General features: G+C 67.5%; 18 protein-coding genes. 11 read left to right on the plus strand and 7 right to left on the minus strand.

The window, feature by feature from the left end; translation table 11 throughout:
- Positions 1 to 719 precede the first annotated feature (719 nt).
- The 5 genes from mfnA (at position 720) to LI337_RS06620 (ending at position 5,738) form a co-directional block, all read left to right on the plus strand.
- Positions 720 to 1,775 (plus strand): tyrosine decarboxylase MfnA, encoded by a 1,056-nt coding sequence (gene mfnA, locus LI337_RS06600; RefSeq protein ID WP_227229015.1) that lies wholly within the window; start codon positions 720 to 722, stop codon positions 1,773 to 1,775.
- Between the two features lie 188 nt (positions 1,776 to 1,963).
- Positions 1,964 to 2,527, plus strand: a complete 564-nt coding sequence (locus LI337_RS06605) for a YqaA family protein (RefSeq protein ID WP_227229431.1) — start codon at positions 1,964 to 1,966, stop codon at positions 2,525 to 2,527.
- 99 nt (positions 2,528 to 2,626) lie between these two features.
- The gene (locus LI337_RS06610; protein WP_227229016.1) at positions 2,627 to 3,304 is read left to right on the plus strand and encodes a LiaF transmembrane domain-containing protein; all 678 of its coding nucleotides are present in this window, start codon (positions 2,627 to 2,629) and stop codon (positions 3,302 to 3,304) included.
- A 70-nt stretch (positions 3,305 to 3,374) separates the two neighbouring features.
- Positions 3,375 to 4,718, plus strand: a complete 1,344-nt coding sequence (locus LI337_RS06615; RefSeq protein WP_227229017.1) for an alkaline phosphatase family protein — start codon at positions 3,375 to 3,377, stop codon at positions 4,716 to 4,718.
- Between the two features lie 117 nt (positions 4,719 to 4,835).
- The gene (locus LI337_RS06620; protein ID WP_227229018.1) at positions 4,836 to 5,738 is read left to right on the plus strand and encodes a glycosyltransferase family 2 protein; all 903 of its coding nucleotides are present in this window, start codon (positions 4,836 to 4,838) and stop codon (positions 5,736 to 5,738) included.
- 13 nt (positions 5,739 to 5,751) lie between these two features.
- Here LI337_RS06620 and LI337_RS06625 read toward each other — a convergent pair whose 3' ends face one another.
- The gene (locus LI337_RS06625) at positions 5,752 to 6,717 is read right to left on the minus strand and encodes a nucleoside hydrolase (RefSeq protein WP_227229019.1); all 966 of its coding nucleotides are present in this window, start codon (positions 6,715 to 6,717) and stop codon (positions 5,752 to 5,754) included.
- A gap of 117 nt (positions 6,718 to 6,834) precedes the next feature.
- Between LI337_RS06625 and LI337_RS06630 the strand changes: the two genes are divergently transcribed.
- Positions 6,835 to 7,965 carry a ribokinase gene (locus LI337_RS06630; protein ID WP_227229020.1) on the plus strand — a complete coding sequence of 377 codons (1,131 nt, stop codon included), beginning with the start codon at positions 6,835 to 6,837 and terminating at the stop codon, positions 7,963 to 7,965.
- Positions 7,966 to 8,082: 117 nt separating this feature from the next.
- Entirely contained in the window at positions 8,083 to 8,841 is a 759-nt protein-coding gene (locus LI337_RS06635; protein WP_227229021.1) for a glucose 1-dehydrogenase, read from the plus strand.
- Between the two features lie 43 nt (positions 8,842 to 8,884).
- Here LI337_RS06635 and LI337_RS06640 read toward each other — a convergent pair whose 3' ends face one another.
- A complete protein-coding gene (locus LI337_RS06640; protein WP_227229022.1) occupies positions 8,885 to 9,193 on the minus strand; it encodes a putative quinol monooxygenase in 309 nt (102 codons plus the stop codon).
- Positions 9,194 to 9,605: 412 nt separating this feature from the next.
- Between LI337_RS06640 and LI337_RS06645 the strand changes: the two genes are divergently transcribed.
- Positions 9,606 to 10,025: a helix-turn-helix transcriptional regulator gene (locus LI337_RS06645; protein ID WP_227229023.1), complete on the plus strand. Its 420-nt coding sequence runs from the start codon at positions 9,606 to 9,608 to the stop codon at positions 10,023 to 10,025.
- Between the two features lie 227 nt (positions 10,026 to 10,252).
- On the opposite strand, the gene LI337_RS06650 is transcribed toward LI337_RS06645, so the two are convergent.
- The gene (locus tag LI337_RS06650; protein ID WP_227228498.1) at positions 10,253 to 10,447 is read right to left on the minus strand and encodes a cold-shock protein; all 195 of its coding nucleotides are present in this window, start codon (positions 10,445 to 10,447) and stop codon (positions 10,253 to 10,255) included.
- Positions 10,448 to 10,502: 55 nt separating this feature from the next.
- Positions 10,503 to 11,318, minus strand: coding sequence for a CPBP family intramembrane glutamic endopeptidase (locus LI337_RS06655; protein ID WP_227229024.1), 816 nt, complete (start codon positions 11,316 to 11,318; stop codon positions 10,503 to 10,505).
- A 166-nt stretch (positions 11,319 to 11,484) separates the two neighbouring features.
- On the opposite strand from LI337_RS06655, the gene LI337_RS06660 reads away from it, so the two are divergent.
- The gene (locus LI337_RS06660; protein ID WP_227229025.1) at positions 11,485 to 11,940 is read left to right on the plus strand and encodes a DUF8009 family protein; all 456 of its coding nucleotides are present in this window, start codon (positions 11,485 to 11,487) and stop codon (positions 11,938 to 11,940) included.
- Positions 11,941 to 12,055: 115 nt separating this feature from the next.
- Here LI337_RS06660 and LI337_RS06665 read toward each other — a convergent pair whose 3' ends face one another.
- Positions 12,056 to 12,250 carry a cold-shock protein gene (locus LI337_RS06665; RefSeq protein ID WP_227229026.1) on the minus strand — a complete coding sequence of 65 codons (195 nt, stop codon included), beginning with the start codon at positions 12,248 to 12,250 and terminating at the stop codon, positions 12,056 to 12,058.
- A 164-nt stretch (positions 12,251 to 12,414) separates the two neighbouring features.
- Here LI337_RS06665 and LI337_RS06670 point away from each other — a divergent pair, with 164 nt between their 5' ends.
- The gene (locus LI337_RS06670; protein ID WP_227229027.1) at positions 12,415 to 13,221 is read left to right on the plus strand and encodes a hypothetical protein; all 807 of its coding nucleotides are present in this window, start codon (positions 12,415 to 12,417) and stop codon (positions 13,219 to 13,221) included.
- Between the two features lie 64 nt (positions 13,222 to 13,285).
- Entirely contained in the window at positions 13,286 to 13,732 is a 447-nt protein-coding gene (locus tag LI337_RS06675; RefSeq protein ID WP_227229028.1) for a hypothetical protein, read from the plus strand.
- A gap of 94 nt (positions 13,733 to 13,826) precedes the next feature.
- Here LI337_RS06675 and paaK read toward each other — a convergent pair whose 3' ends face one another.
- Together paaK and LI337_RS06685 are read right to left on the minus strand one after the other, a co-directional pair.
- Positions 13,827 to 15,131, minus strand: a complete 1,305-nt coding sequence (gene paaK / locus LI337_RS06680; RefSeq protein WP_227229029.1) for a phenylacetate--CoA ligase PaaK — start codon at positions 15,129 to 15,131, stop codon at positions 13,827 to 13,829.
- Positions 15,132 to 16,090: 959 nt separating this feature from the next.
- The gene (locus LI337_RS06685; RefSeq protein ID WP_227229030.1) at positions 16,091 to 16,720 is read right to left on the minus strand and encodes an RAD55 family ATPase; all 630 of its coding nucleotides are present in this window, start codon (positions 16,718 to 16,720) and stop codon (positions 16,091 to 16,093) included.
- Positions 16,721 to 16,731: the final 11 nt, after the last annotated feature.

A 16,731-nucleotide genomic window follows, 5' to 3' on the forward strand; every position in this document is an offset into this window, starting at 1 on the left:
TCAGTCCCACCCGACTGTGCGACTCATCATGTCGTCACTGGTCGTCACCCGGTGAGTCGTCTGCGAGTCTGAAACCGCCGGTCGCAGTAGTCCCCAACCCACCCCGACTGCTGGCGACTCGGACTGCGAATCGGTCTTCGCTGTCGCTCAGACACGATTCGGTTCCGGTCGCCACCAGCTCGCGTCCAGTGCGGGTTCCAGAATCGGCCGGAGCGGGTGACGAGCCGGCCGTCTGTCGGTGGTATAAAAACGTTCGAGAGTGCTTACAAATAGAGAGTTGCGTGCGATTCGGTTCAGAGTCCGGCGTGCGCGACCCCGACGCGCGCGAGGGAGGCGGGCGCTCTCGTGCGCCCGCCGAGGCTGGGGAGGACCGAGGTGCGGTGCTGTCGCGGTGGCCGTGCTGTGCGGTCCCGTGCGCTAGCAATCGCGGCGGTCGCGGTTGCTGTCGCGGTCGAATATTCCGTTTGTCCCGGATCGAGTAGCAGTGCTGGTGCAGTCGCGGTGCGGGTTGCGGTTCGTGGTGTCGTTGCAGTCGCGGTCGCAGTGCGGGTCGCGGTTGAGGTTCGCGGTCCCGGCGTCGTTGTAGTCACGGTCGCGGTTCGCAGTGCCGACATCGTTCCACCCACAACCACAGTCACAGTTCGCAGAGTCCACGTCACACGCTATCAACCCGTCATAGAACGGAACCGATATACGACCCGGACATCTACGCCGGACGTATGCAGCGTGCCGCCCCGCAGGAGTTCACGCGCGTCCTCTCGTCGATGTGTACCGAACCACATCCCGTGGCGCGCGAGGCGGCCGAACGCTTTCTCGCCACGAACCCCGGCGACCCCGCGACCTACCAGCAGATCGCGGACCTCGAACGCCGCGCCGTCGAGACGCTGGGTGAGATCACCCGACTCGACGCGCCGCACGGCTACATCGCCAGCGGGGGCACCGAGTCGAACATCCAGGCGGTCAGGGCCGCCCGGAACCTCGCCAGACGGGACGACCCGAACGTCGTCGCCCCGGAGTCCATCCACTTCAGTTTCCAGAAGGCCGCCGAGGTACTGGGCGTCGAACTCCGGATCGCCCCGGTGGGCGACGACTACCGCGCGAACCTCGACGCCATCGCCGAGCACACCGACGAGGACACGGTCCTCGTGGCCGGTGTCGCCGGCAGTACCGAGTACGGGCGCGTCGATCCGATCCCCGACCTCGCCGACGTCGCGCACGACCACGACGCACTCATGCACGTCGACGCGGCGTGGGGTGGGTTCGCGCTCCCCTTCACCGACTACGCGTGGGACTTCGCCGACGCGCCCGTCGACACGATGGCGATCGACCCTCACAAACTCGGCCAGGCGGCCGTCCCCGCCGGTGGACTCCTCGCCCGCGAGAAGCGAGTCGTGGACGCGCTGGCGGTCGACACGCCGTACCTCGAATCGACCTCGCAGGCGACCCTGACCGGAACGCGCTCGGGGGCGGGCGTGGCGAGCGCCGAGGCCGCGATGCGGGAACTGTGGCCCGGCGGCTACCGGACCCAGTTCGAGGTGTCGATGTCCGACGCCGCGTGGCTGGCCGACCAACTGGCAGACCGTGGCTTCGAGGTGGTCGAGCCGACGCTCCCGCTGGTCGCGGTCGACGTGCCCGAGTCGCTGTTCTCGGCGCTCCGGGAGCGTGGCTGGCGCATCTCCCGGACCGCCACGGGCGAGTTGCGCGTCGTCTGTATGCCCCACGTGACCCGCGAACAGCTCTCGGCGTTCGTCGCCGACGTCGACGCGCTCCGGTGAGGACGCCGTGACGCGGCCCGAGCCGTGACGTGACCAGACGAGGTGGGGCCGCGACCGCGTCGGTCGCCCGGGAATCCTTCGACCGACCCGAAACCTGAAAGCTTACATCCGAGCGACTGCGAGCGACAGTCGTGCCACTCCCCGGTGTCCCCGAACTCGCGGCGTCGGCCCCCGCCCTCCTCGGTACGATGTCGGAGTTGTCGCTCTCGTTGCCGTTGAGCACCGGCGGCCCGTTCGGCTGGCTCGAACGACTCGTCGAGACCGCGACCGGGTGGTTCGGTCTCGTCATCATCTTCGTCTACTCGTTTCTGATCGCCTTCGCGCTCCCCGGCGTGAGCGAGGTCGTCCTGCTCGCGCCGCTCGATCTGGGGCTGCCCTACTGGGCGAAGATGTCGGCGATCATCCTCACCAGCGGTCTCGGGAAGGCCGCCGGGAGCGTCTTCGCGTTCCACATCGGGCAGGAGGCGAAAGACTCCGGGCTGATCATCGGCTGGCTCCGGCGGTCCCGGTTCGACATCATCGAGTGGTCCGAGAAGCAGACGGTGAAGATCGCCCAGAAGTGGGGCTACCTCGGACTGGCGCTGGCGCTGTGTGTGCCGGGGTTCCCGGACACGCTGTCCATCTACGCCTTCGCCGTGCTGGAGGAGGACTACTACAAGTTCGCGCTGGCGACCTTCTTCGGTAGTGTCGGCCGACTCGTCCTCTGGCTTGCGGGCGCGGAGACGCTCGTCACGCTGGTCGAGTTCCTCTGAGTCGGTCGTCTCGGCGACCGCTCACGACGCAGTAGATCGATTCTCACCCGGTGAGTCTCGGCTGGCCGGCTTATCGTCTCGTCCCGCGTACACTCCGGTATGGCATACACTCGTCTCTCCCCACGCGTCCTGTTCGGTGCGGTCGTCGTCCTCGTCGGCGTCCTGCTGCTGGCGAGTACGACCGGCGTCTACGACACCGGCCGACTGCTGGTGTACGTCCCCTCGCTCCTGATCCTCGTCGGACTCGTCTCGCTCGTGACCGACTGGCGCGGGAACCTCGGTGGCTCGCTCCTCCTGATCGTCCTCGGCGGGGTCTGGCAGGCGGTCGCGCTCGACCTCCTCACCTGGGGCGAGGCGGTCGCCTACTGGCCGGTCCTACTGATCCTGTTCGGCCTCTCGCTCGTGCTCGGGCGACTCGGGACCCGCGCCGTGGGCACCGACGACGACTGGCTGGACCTCCTCGCGGTTCTCGGGGGGCGGGTCGCACGGGCGACCTCCCAGACGTTCCGAGGTGCGGACACGACGGTCGTCTTCGGGGGAATCGACCTCGATCTGCGCGACGCCGAGGTCGTCGACCCGCCGGCCCGCATCGACGTGCGGGCGGTGTTCGGCGGCGTCGAACTCGCGGTCCCGCGCGACTGGAACGTCCGACTCGACGTGGTGCCGGTGCTCGGCGCGGCCGAGGACGAACGACTGCGGACCGAGCGCGACCACGAGGCGGTCGACCTGGTGGTCGGGGGGTTCGTCGCCTTCGGCGGCGTCTCGGTGACGGATTGAGCGGTCCCGGCGGCCGCCGACGGTCGTCACGAAAAGAACCTTCTTAACCCTCTCCCCGGTAGTGAGTGCTATGGGTCTGTTCGACCGGCTACGCGGGCAAGACAACCCGCGTGTCGCCTTCATCGGTATCGACGGGGTTCCCTTCAGCCTCCTCTCTCAGCATCCCGACGAGTTCCCCAACTTCGCCCGGATGGCGGAGGAGGGGAGCGCCGGGGCCATCGACAGCATCGTCCCCCCGGAGTCGTCGGCCTGCTGGCCGGCGCTGACGACCGGCGTCAACCCCGGCGAGACGGGCGTCTACGGCTTTCAGGACCGGGAGGTCGGTTCGTACGACACCTACGTCCCGATGGGCCGTGACGTGCAGGCGACTCGCCTCTGGGATCGCGTGATGGACGCGGGGATGGACGCGACCGTGATGAACGTCCCCGTCACCTTCCCGCCCCAGCGCAACGTCCAGCGGATGGTCTCGGGCTTCCTCTCGCCGGGCGTCGACAAGGCCGCCTACCCCGACGACTTCCGCGACTACCTGGAGTCCATCGACTACCGGATCGACGTGAACGCGAAACTCGGGCACAGAGACGACAAGTCGGAGTTCATGGCCGACGCCCACGAGACACTCGACAAGCGGTACGAGGCCTTCCAGCACGTCATCGAGGAGGACGACTGGGACCTCTTCTTCGGCGTGTTCATGACCACCGACCGCGTCAACCACTTCCTGTTCAAAGACTACGAACAGGAGACCGACGACAAGCCCGCCTTCGTCGAGTTCTACCAGAAGGTCGACCGCTACCTCGGCGAGATTCGGGACATGCTCCCCGAGGACGTGACGATGGTCGTCGCCTCCGACCACGGGTTCACGTCGCTGGACTACGAGGTCCACTTCAACACGTGGCTCGAGGAGAACGGCTGGCTCTCCTACGCGGACGACGACCACGAGGGACTCGACGACATCGCCGACGACACCGAGGCCTACTCGCTGATCCCGGGTCGCTTCTACATCAACCTCGAAGACAGAGAACCGCGCGGGAGCGTCCCCCAGTCGGAGTACGAGGCGAAGCGCGACGAACTGAAGGCCGAACTCGAAGCCCTCGAAGGGCCGGACGGCCGGAAGGTGTGTGAGCGCGTCGTCGAGAAGGAGGAGGCGTTCCGTGGCGACCACGACGACATCGCGCCGGACCTGGTCGTCATCCCGGCGCACGGCTTCGACCTGAAAGCCGGCTTCAAGGGCCACGAGGACGTGTTCGGACAGGGCCCGCGAAACGGGATGCACAGCTTCGACAACGCGACCCTGTTCGTGGACGACCCCGATGCCCACATCGACGACGCCGACCTCTACGACATCGCCCCGACGATTCTCGACTTACTGGAGGTCGACTACGCCCGGACCGAACTCGACGGCGCGAGCCTACTGTAAGTCGCTGTAGCCGCGACCGGTCGGCCCCCGCCGCCGGCGTCGAATTTTAGCCGTGATTCCCCCACGAACACCCACCGAGAGGTGGTGTTTTAAGTATCGGACTCTGTATCTTCGGGTATGCAGCTCTCGGTCGTCGTCCCGACACTCAACGGTCGGGACCAGCTCGCCACGAGTCTCGACTCGCTGGCCGAGTACGCACCCGACGCCGAGGTGATCGTGGTCAACGGTCCCTCCGCAGACGGGACGACCGGGATGGTCAGAGCCCGCGACGACGTGGACGCGCTGATCGAGATCTCCGATCGGACGCTGAACGTCGCCCGCAACGCCGGCATCGAGACGGCCAGCGGCGACGTGGTCGCCTTCCTCGGTCACGACCTCGCCATCGAGGAGACCTGGCGCGAGTCGGTGGAGACGGGACTCGCAGACGCCGATGCCGTGACCGGCCCGACCCACCGGACGCTCCGGGCCGGCATGACGACCGAGGAGGCCGAACACCGCGACATCGCGGGCCGCCACGTCACCTACTTCAACGGCTCGAACGTCGCGGTCCGCCGGGACGCACTGGAGACGATCGACGGCTTCGACGAGTACCTGGAGACCGGCGGTGCGCGCGACGCCGCCCACCGACTCGCCGGGGCGGACTACGCGGTCGACTGGCAGTCGAAGATGAGCGTCCGGTGTGAGTACGAGGCCGACGGCGGCGTCACTCGGCGCGACTGGGGCTGGAAGTACCGCGCGCTGACCTACCGACTGGTGAAGAACTACGGACTCCGGCCGACGGTCGCGCTCCGGACGCTCTCACACGCCGGGAGCGACGCGGTGGCGACCGCCAGAGACGTGGCTCGCGGCGACGCGGTGCCCTCCTCGTGGTTCGGCAACGGCCGGGACGTCGTCGTCGGTATCGCCACCGGCGGCTCCGACGGCCTGGTCGCACGAGCACGCGACCGCTCCTCGGCCCGGAATCCCCACGGCGTCTCGAAGCGCGGTGATCGCGCGGTCGCACGCTACGACTGGCGCTGAGTCGATCCGGCGATCACTCCACTGCCGCGTCCGGGTCGCCCTCGCGCAGCATCGAGACCATGACGTCCGTGAACGCCTCGGCGTCCGCCGAGTGCCAGACGGTCGTCCGTGCCTCCTCGTCCAACATCCCGGTCTCGTCGACCGCGCTGTGGCCCCGCGTCACGCCCTCGCGTTCGTCCACGTCGGCGTAGTAGGTCCCCGACTCGCCGCGCAGTTCCGGGTAGAACAGCAGGGCGGCCGCGAGCGAGTCCGGTTGGGTCACGCCGTCGAGTCCCTGTTCCGCCTTGGTGAACTCCCGGACCGGTTCGGTGATCTCTCGGAAGAAGGTCGCGTATGGCGTGTCGGCGTCCGCGATGCGGTCGTACTCCGCCGGCCCGAAGGTGGAGGCGTCGACCGTCAGTCCCCAGTCCACGAGGTGACAGTCAAGGTCGCGGACGACGAGTTTCGCGGCGTCGGGGTCGACCCAGAAGTTGTACTCCGCAGAGGGGATGACGTTGCCGAGACAGTTGACCGCGCCGCCCATGATCCACACCTCGTCGACCAACTCGTCGAGGTTCGGTTCCCGCTTGAGCGCCAGCGCGATGTTGGTCAGCGGGCCGATACACAGCAGGCTGACCTCGCCCGGCGACTCCCGAACCGTATCGAGGATGAAGTCCACGGCGTGGTCGTCGGCCGAGTCGATGCCCGTGTCCGGAAAGCGGTCGCCGCCGAGACCGCCCTCGCCGTGGACGTAGTCGGCGTACTCGTGCTCCTTCAGCAGTGGTTCCTCGGCCCCCTCGTACACCGGCACGTCCTCGCGGCCGGCCAACTGGAGGGTGTACTTCGCGTTCTCGACCTCGTACTCGAACTCGACGTTGCCGGCGACCATCGTCAGTCCCTCGACCGTCGCCCGGTCGGAGAGTAGGCTCAGCAGGATGGCCTGTGTGTCGTCGCCAGCGGTGTCGGTGTCGACGATCACTCGTCGGCGCTCGGCGTCCATACCACCCATCGCGCGACCGGCGGCAAAGTCGTTGCGGGCTTCCTCGCCAGCGTCGTCCGCACCGTCTCGCTCGGCGCGAACGAAAGAGTCACCCTGCTCGCTGTCGTCGCCCCGGACGTGTCACGGGTCGTCAGCGTCGGGAGCGTCAACGTCGATCACGTCGCCTACTGCGACGCCGAGACGGTCGAGTCGCTGTCGGCGACCTACGACTGGTTTCCCGCGCCCGGCGAGACGGTTCGCGTCGAGTCGATACCCGGCGAGATCGAACAGTACGTCTCCGAGACCCACGTCGGCGGGAAGGGTGCGAACCAGTCGGTCGCGGCCGCACTCGCTCGGCCTGCCGAGGAGCGTGGGGGTGACAACCCGGCGGCGGAGAGCGTCTTCCTCGGGAAGGTCGGCACCGACGACGACGAGTGGAGCGTCCGCGAGACACTCGCCGACTACGGCGTGGACGTGTCCGGCGTCGGCGTCGCGGACTGCCCGACCGGGAGCGCGCACGTCTTCGTCGACGAGGCGGGCGAGAACTACATCGCCATCCGGGCCGGCGCGAACGGCCGGGTCGACGCCGACTACGTGGCGACCCACGCCGAGTCGATCCTGTCTGCCGACTGTCTGCTCCTCCAGAACGAGTTGCCGGTCGCGACCGGCGCGGCGGTTCTCGATCTGATCGCGGACGCGCCGGCCGACGTCGGTGCCGCCGCCACCGCTACCGCCGCCGATGCCGCCGACGCCACTGCTACCGCCGCCGATGCCGCCGACGCCACCGCTACCGCCGCCGATACCACCCCGACCGTGCTTCTCGACCCAGCCCCGGCGGACGGCGCAGGGCGACTGGTCGGTCATCCGGCGGTCGATCTGCTCACGCCGAACGAGTCGGAGTACGCGTGGCTCTCCGGTGAGTCGACGGCACCGGGCGCACCCGAGTCGGATCTGCTCGCGGACTTCGCGGGTGTCGTCGTCCGGACGCGCGGGGCGAAGGACGTGCTGGTCGAAGATCGGTCTGTGGGAGAGACGTTCGCCGTCACGCCGCCGCCGGTCGACCCGGTGGACACCACCGGCGCGGGCGACGTGTTCGCGGGCTACCTCGCGGGGGAACTCGCCTGCGGGCGGGACCTGCGGGCGGCGTGTCGCACTGCGGTCGCGGCCTCGGCCTGTTCGACCGAACGCGAGGGTGTCCAGACCGCGACGCCGACGCGGGCCGAGGTCCGGGAGTTCGCAGAGCGCGTCGGCTTCACGCTCCGCGAGTGAGTCGAGACGAGTCTACGGGCTGAGACGTTGGGATACGGTTAATCTCTCGAAGCGCGTAGTTCTCTCGGAGAGTTCCGGCGAATCACACGATTCGGCCGGGAATCTCGGGAGATACCAATGAACGGAATCAGTGGCAAGGTTGCGCTCGTGACGGGTGGTGCATCGGGGATCGGCCGGGCGACCGCGATGCGGTTCGCCGAGGAAGGTGCGTCGGTCGCGGTCGTCGACGTCGCGGAAGACGGTGGCGTCCAGACGGTCCAGTCGATTCGGGACATGGGCGGCGAGGCGGCCTTCTACAAGGCCGACGTGAGCAGTGAAGCCGACTGGACCAAACTGGTCGCGGACGTGGTAGACGACTTCGGGTCCATCGACTGCTTCCACAACAACGCCGGGATCGAAGGCGACCAGGCACCCCTGATCGCACAGACCGAAGACAACTGGAACCGGGTGATCGACATCAACCTGAAGGGCGTCTTCTTCGGGCTGAAACACGTCATCCCGCAGATGCAGACCCAGGGTGGCGGGGCCATCGTCAACACCTCGTCTGTCGCGGGCCTCGTAGGGTACGAGAACATCGCACCCTACGTCGCCAGCAAGCACGGTGTGGTCGGCCTGACGCGCACCGCCGCGCTGGAACACGCGACCGAGAACATCCGCGTCAACTCGGTGAACCCCGGTGTCGTCGACACGCCGATGGTCCAGCGGTTCGTCGGCGACGATCCGGAGGCGCGAAAGGCGTTCGAGGCCACCGAACCGGTCGGCCGGTTCGCCGATCCCGAGGAGATCGCGTCCGCGGTCGTGTTCCTCTGCTCGGACGACGCCTCGTTCGTCACCGGCTACCCGCTGGCGGTCGACGGCGGGATGGTCGCACGCTGACGGTGCGGTGACCGCGTGCTCGTCGGCGAATTTTCACTCGGAATTACTCGGAGTGTTTCGCGGCCAGCACCTCGATCTCGTCGATCTGCGGCGGTTCTGCGAACAGTTCGTCGGCACGGCTCAGCAGTTCCTCTGCGATCTCGCCGTCGAGGTGCGCCTGCCGACCGTCCTCGTCGGCGAAGGTGTCGAAGATGCCGAAGGTGGTCTCGTCGAGTCGGAGTGCGAACCACGTGGTGGTGTCCTCCTCGGCTTCGGCCTTCGGGAGTGCCGATTCGAGGAACTCGGCGACCTCGTCGGCCTTCTCGGGTTTCGCGTGCAGGTGCGCCTGGAGTGCGTAGTTGGACTCGGCCATCGCGATGGGATGCAAGGGTCGTAGCTGGTTAAGTGCGGCTTCGGGGTGTGTGGGTCGCCGGAATCGGAGGAGCTATTCGACGCGACATCTCGACTGCCGGTCCGCGACGACGAGTTCGTCGAAAGAGGGCACCGCGTCACTTCCACCGTCCGAGCCGACACCGAGCTACCGAGTACAGCACCCGACGACCGGAACGTCCGGTAAGTTCCGGATCGAGAGCCACTTTTAGTTTCACCGTTCGGTGACGGCTCGGCCTTTTATGCACCGACGAAGTAGCCGAAGGTGGAGTCGGACCACACACTCCACCCCGACCGACCATGCACACCGAGACCATCCACAGCGACGGCTGTCCCGGACGCGACCGACACCAGAACCGCTCTCGACCACCGACCTCGACTACGGGAGACGAACGATGACACCCGGACTCAGTCGGCGACTGCACCGGCAGACCCGCCGAGGCGACAGCGCCCGCGCCGACCCCGAGACACAGGCCGACCCGCCGGACGACGACACGGCCCGGACACGGTGGCGCGACCTCTCGGGGTTCCAGCGCGACTGCCTCGAAGCCATCGCCACGCTGGACGAGCGACCCGGCCACCCGCCGACCGGCGTGCGACTCATCGAGTTTCTCGGAGCGAGCTACGACGCGGCCGTGAACCGGAGCCGCGTCTACCAGAACCTCGACCGACTCGTCGCCGACGACCTCGTCGTGAAGGGCGACATCGACCGCCGGACGAACGGCTACTCGCTGTCGCCGACTGGCCGGCGCGTCCTCGACGCCGGTGCCAGCGCGCTCGCGGACGCGGTCGACGGCGACCGGCGTGATCCGTGACCCGAGCCCGAGGCGTCGGCGACTACGACCGAGAGACCGCAGGCTGGTCGGCGTAGAACAGCACCGCAGGGGCCGCCCACTGCCCCTGCGGGGCGTGGTAGGATGACAGACCGCGCTTCGCGTGCGGCGTGCTGGCATTCCACGTTGGACGATATAAGACTACCGCTCAGACAGTCGCTACTGTCGAATCAGTCGCCCTGCCCGATAATCGTGGAACCGAGCCGACCTTACAGTCGGGTCAGGTTCTTCGCGCGCGGTCCCTTGTCCGCCTGCTCGATCTCGAACTCTACCTCTTGGCCCTCTTCGAGGTCGGGACCCCCGACGTCTTCCATGTGGAAGAACACGTCGTCGTCCGCATCCTCTGTCTCGATGAAGCCGTAGCCGCCAGTGTCGTTGAAGAACGCAACCGTTCCTTTCGCCATTGATCGCAACTCCACCCACCCGTAGACAGGCCGACAACATATACTCGTCGCCGACTCAGACGCCGACGACCGAGAGATACGTCACCGCGAGCAGGGCGGCATTGTACCCGCCGTGCATGACGACCGGGACGAGCAGGTTCCCGGTGCGCTCGTAGCCGTAGCCGAACAACAGCGAGACCAGCGTGATCGCCAGCGTGGGCGCGAGTCTGGCTGCCAGCGGGCCGCCGAAGTTCAGGAAGTGGATCGACCCGAAGAACAGACTCGCGCCCACGACGGCCGCCACCGGGCCGAACGACTCCCGGAGTCGACCCTGGATCACACCTCGGAACAGCAGTTCCTCGGTCGGCGCGATGACCAACACCGACAGCGGGATCAGTACGAGGAAGACCCGCGCGTCGAGTTCGCCGAGGTCGGAGATGCCGCTCGTCGGTTCCAGCCCCAGTTCGGTCATCACGACACCCGCGGCGGCCGCCACGAGGAGCGCCGCGACCACACCGCCGCCGACCCACAGCGCGTCCCGGCCAGTCGGTCGCCGGACGACGACCGCACGCCTGCCGGTTCGTCGCGCGTACACCAGGCTCACGCCGACGAAGCCGACGACCTGCACGCCGAACACCGAAATGCCGACGAGCAAAAGCGGCGAGATGCCGCCACCCAGGAGGAGCAACGGTACCAGAACCACGAGGGCGACGAGGTTACCGAGAACGAGTGCGGCGACGGTCAGGCCGGCCGCGACGGCCACGGCGCGGGCTCGTCGATTCGGGCCCCGCCCGCCGCCCGCATCGAGTTCGTCTGTCGGCGGTGTCTGCGGACCGGCGTCGGCCGAGGGGCTGTGGACGGGGTCGGCCGACTCGTCGGTGTGGGAGGTCATAGTCGAGCGTACGACGCCGAACCGTATCAATCCGGAGCGTGACGTGAACGCTTTTGCCACGCTCGGCCGTACCACGGGGTGTGTATCGACGACCTCGGATCGGTGTGGGAACCGGTGACGGCCGAGTCGGAGAGGTGTCCCAGGTCAGGAGTCGGAGGACGGTCGCGTGACCGACGAATCTGAGGCACCCGGCGTCGCCAGCGACGACCCGCGCGTGATCCGCTCCGTCGCGGTCACGACAGCGGACGTGGTGACGGCACTGGAGGCGAACAGCCGTCGAGACGCAGGGGCCGTCCTCCGGATCACGCCACCGTTCGCGCCGCGGATGCGTGCTCGACTCCACCGCGCCGGCGGCGAAGGCGACTACGGCGACGGGCCGCGACCGATCCACGTCGATCCGGCGGCGCTGGTTCGAGACCGCCCGCCGTTTCCGACGCCGGACGACACAGAGCAGGCGCTTCGGGCCGACCCCGACACCGAGTACTCGGCCGACCGACACCGGGAGCGACACGTCGAGCGTGTCGAGCAGTGGCGCGAGGCGGTCCGGGAGCGCGTGGTCGAGTCGGTGACGCTGTCGCTCGTCGACGGCGACCACGAGGTGACGGTGAAGGCGCTGGGGTGAATCACACGAGACGGTGACGTCACTCGGCCGACGACCGCGTTCGGCGATCGGATCGACCGCGAGCGCCGTCGCTGGTGAGCGGTGAAATAAGGGAAGAAGGTGGTGAAGAACCGAGTTACAGCCGCGTCAGGTTCTTCGCACGCGGACCCTTGTCCGCCTGCTCGATCTCGAACTCGACTTCCTGCCCCTCTTCGAGGTCAGGGCCGCCGACGTCCTCCATGTGGAAGAACACGTCCTCGTCGGAGTCCTCAGTTTCGATAAAGCCGTAGCCGCCAGTGTCGTTGAAGAAGTCCACAGTTCCGGTTGCCATTGGAATCCTCACTTGCACAACCTCCCGTCCCACATAAATACCTGTGGATTCAGCCCCGGTTGGGGTGTGAGTCCCTGCCAGACCGGCGTTCGGCACTCGCGGCTCGTCTCTCACCGTCGCACCCGTCGTCGGGCTTATGTCGACGCGGTGCTCCGATACACCGGATGGCAATGAGTCGGCAACAGGTCGCGGGCGATCTGTCGCTGTTGACCGGCGTCGTCACGCTCCTGCTCGGTGCTCACCTCCTCCTGCCGCCCGCAGTGCAGGCGACGCTCTCGTTCGACGCCCGGACGTTCGCCCCGATCACACTCCTGACGGGCGCGTACCTCCACGTCAACGACGCCCACCTCGTCGGCAACGTCGTGGGTTTCTGCTCTGCCGGGCTGGTCAGCTACATCGTCTGTCTCCAGTTGGACGAACGCGACTGGTTCCACCGCACCGCGGTCGTCTGTCTGCTGGGGCTCCCGGTCGTCGTCAACCTCGCCAGCTACGCCGCCTTCAGTCTGCGGTACCCCGGCCTCCCGCTGACGACGCGGGGGTTCTCGGGTGTCGTCGCGGGGTTCGCCGGGTTCCTGCTCGTGGCGACACTTGCACTGATCCGCCGGCGACACACGCGCGGGACGACGCTGTACGCCGGCTACCTGATCGTGCTCACGCTACTCGGGGCGGTGCTCGTCACCTACACCGGCGTTCCCTCGGTCGCCAGCACCGGGCTGTTCGTCCTCGGGGCCGGCGTCTCGACACTGGGCCTCTACGGGGAGGCGCGCCGGGCGGGCCTGCCGACCGACCGGACTGCGCGAGTGCGACTGGCGGTCGAGGTCGGCACGGTGCTGCTGCTGGTTTCGGTCCTGCTGTCGCTCGTGCTCGGGTTGTTTCCGGCGACGCTCACTGCTGGTGGCTGGCTGACGAACGTCGTCGGGCACGGGGTCGGCTTCCTCGCCGGCGTCGTCGTGGCGGTGGTGGCGCGGTAAGGGACTCTGTGCAACATACTGCCACGGCGAACGGCTTTTCACTCCCCCCGCGCTGACTGGGAGTATGGCAGGCGACGAGTACCGGCGCGGCGAGCAGGTGGAGAAGCTCAGAGAACGCGAGCCGCCGGTCAACTCGCTGTACCGCCCGGTCGTGCTGTTGATCTGGCTGACCGGCATCCCGATCTTACTGGCCGCCACCTACCTGTTCGGGCCGTTTCTCGGACTGGTCGTGATCGCGGTCGTTCACATCTTCGTCGGCGGGATGATCTTCGCGGACATCCGACACCTCCGGAGTCAGGGACTGAACTGGGGGATGAGCCGACACCTCTGGTTCGGTGCCGGCGTCGGACTCCCGCTGGTCGGTCCGGTGTACTACCTCTACGCGAAACGCCGGATCGACGCCGAGAACCGGGCGCGGGGGTACGACGTGAGCAAAGACGGGCCACTGCGCCCCTCCGACAAGATCGAGAACTTCGACGCAGACGACGCGGACGACGCGAGCGACGATTGATCGTCACGGGTCGGGTCGACGACACGAGACCGCGACTCGGCGACACGAGACCGCGACCCGGCGACACGAGACTGCGACTCGGCGAGACGCCGACTCACTCGCGGTGGTCGTAGACGCGCTTCACCTTCCCGGTCTCCTGTCGCTCGATCCCGCCCGGCTCCACGATGGTCAGCGCGTCGGGCGTGAAGTTCAGCACGGTCTCCAGCCGCGACAGGATTCGCTCGCGGAGGTCGGTCGAGTCGCTCCCGTCGATCGCGTCGCGCTGGTCGGTCGAGTCGCGTTCGAGCGTGATCTGAATCTCGTCCAGTCGGCCCTCCCGCCTGAGGTCGATCCGGTAGTGGGGGGCGATCTCGTCGAACTCCAAGACGACCGACTCGATCTCGCTCGGGTAGAGATTCACGCCCCTGACGACCAGCATGTCGTCGGTCCGGCCGGTCACGTGCTCCATCCGAACTGCGGTGCGCCCGCAGTCGCACTGTTCGCGGTGGAGCGTCGTCAGGTCGCCGGTCCGGTAGCGCATCGTCGGGACCGCTTCCTTCGTGAGGCACGTCAGGACGAGTTCACCCTCCTCGCCGTCCGGCAGGACCTCGCCGGTCGTCGGGTCGATCACCTCGGGGTAGAAGTGGTCCTCCCAGACGTGCAGGCCGTCTTTCTCGGGACACTCCATCGACACGCCCGGGCCGATGATCTCCGAGAGCCCGTAGATGTCGAGTGCGGTCACGTCGAGTGCGTCCTCGATCTCGGCGCGCATCGGTTCCGTGCAGGGTTCCGCGCCGACGACGACCGTGTCGAGAGCGAACTCGCGGGGGTCGTACCCCTCTTGCTCGGCCTGTTCGGCGAGGTACAGCGCGTAGGAGGGCGTCGAGGTGTAGACTTCCGCGCCGAGATCGGCGAGCAGTTCGATCTGTCTGCTGGTCTGCCCGCCGCCGATCGGGACGACGTTCGCGCCGAGGTCTTCACAGCCGGTGTGGATGCCGAGACCACCGGTGAACAGCCCGTAGCCGTAGGCGTTCTGCACGGTGTCGTCGGGCGTGACGCCGGCCGTGGCGAGCGAGCGACCCATCACCGCGCTCCACACGTCGAGGTCGTTGGCAGTGTAGCCGACGACCTTCGGCTTCCCGGTGGTGCCGGAGGAGGCGTGGATACGCTCGATCTCGGCGTCCGGCACCGCGAAGTGCTCGTCGGGGTACGCGTCCCGGAAGTCCTCTTTCGTGGTGAAGGGGAGTTTCGAGAGGTCGGCGACGCTCTCGACGTCGGCGGGAGTGACGCCGGCGTCGTCCATCTTGGTCCGGTAGAAGTCGACGTTGTCGTAGACGTGCTGGATCGTCCTCTGGAGTCGGTCGTCTTGGAGGTCTCGGAGGTCGTCCCGACTCGCCGTCTCTACGTCGTGATAGACCATGATGAATCGCTCGGCGGGGGTGTACTAAACCGTTGTCGTGAGTGAGATGCCGGTGGTCGGCTCGATTCGGTTCGGGGTTGTGACGACCGCAGACCGCGACTGCACCGCGAACAACACAGCGACTCGCGCTAGCGCACGGAACCGCGACCAGACGGGAGACCGCGACAGCGACCGCACGACAGACCACGACAGCGACCGCACCAGCACCGCAATCCGCGACCGCACCAGCACCGCTACTCGATCCGATACATCCGGAATATTCGACCGCATCCGCGACAGCACCGCGCGGCACCGCGACCGCACCGCCATCGCAACCGCATCAGCACCGCACCTCGTCCTCCCCAGCCTCGACCGCCTCTCCGCACCGCCCGGCGGTCTCCCTCGCGCGCGTCGGGGTCGCGCGCGCCGAGTTCTGAGTCGAGTCGCACGCTACAGACCGTTTATAAGCGATTTCGAATATTTTTATACCCCCGACAGACGGCAGGCTCGTCACCCGCTCCGGCCGATTCTGGAATCCGGTCCGGACGCGATCTGCTGGCAACCGGAGCCGAATCGTGTCTGAGCGACAGCGAGGACCTCATCGCAGTTCGGTCGCTCAGCAGTCGGGGAGGTTCGGGGACGACTGCGACGACCGGATTCCGAACCTGCGACGACCGACCGGGTGACCACCAGTAACTGCGTGATGGGACGCCGATTCGGGTGGGACTGAAAGGGGCCGGCCGCTCGAACCCCCTCCGACGACGAAAGCACTGGACTGAGGGCGACCGGGCTTGCCCGGTCGCCCGAGGGAAGCGCGCATCGAGTCGCAGGGGGTCGAGCGGCCGGGGGCTTTCACCGCTCGTCGTCTACAACTCGCTTACCAAAGGTCACCTCTCACTGGGAGTTTCACCTCTCGTCGTCTACGACAGACTCGTCAGGATCCACATCTCAGACCGAGACAACCACACCCACCACACCGTTCACGCGATGTCGCGCGAGGTGTCGATGGTGACCTGCTCCGTCAGCTGGAGCTTGATCGTCTCGTCCAGTGCCCGACCGCCCCGGAACTTCGGCACCGCGAGCCGGTTCTCGATCTCGGAGCCCGACACCGTCGTCTCCAGGTCGAAGATGACGTCGGCCATGTGCTCGGACATGTCGCGGTTCTCCGGGACGCTCCGGCCGTTCAGCGCGTGCAGAACCGCCAGCCCGCCGGTGTTGACCATGTGGGTCTGGAGTTCGTTCAGGAAGTTGCGGTAGCGCGCTCGCGGCGTGCGTTCGAGGATGTCCGCGATGTCGATGATGAGGTTCGCGCCCGAGGGGAGCGCACGGATCAGCCGGTTCGCGTGATCCAGGGGGGCGTCCCCGCCGATGTCCCGCACGGTCGGGTTCCCCGTGCGGGTCGTCGTGCGCTCGAAGGCGTCCTTCACCGCCTGGTCCGACCGGACCGTCGTGAGGTAGAGCGTCCCGCGCGCGGCCGTCAGTTCGTACAGCAACAGCTCCGACTGACTCGCCGGACTGGCCGTGAACGTGACGATGCTCCCGGCCGGGATGCCACCGCCGAGTTGGCGGTCCAGCACCGTGATCCCGGTGGGAAGCCGGCCGGACGACATGGGTGTGGCTA

Origin of the sequence: Salinirubrum litoreum (assembly GCF_020567425.1) — an archaeon.
Classification (GTDB): domain Archaea; phylum Halobacteriota; class Halobacteria; order Halobacteriales; family Haloferacaceae; genus Salinirubrum; species Salinirubrum litoreum.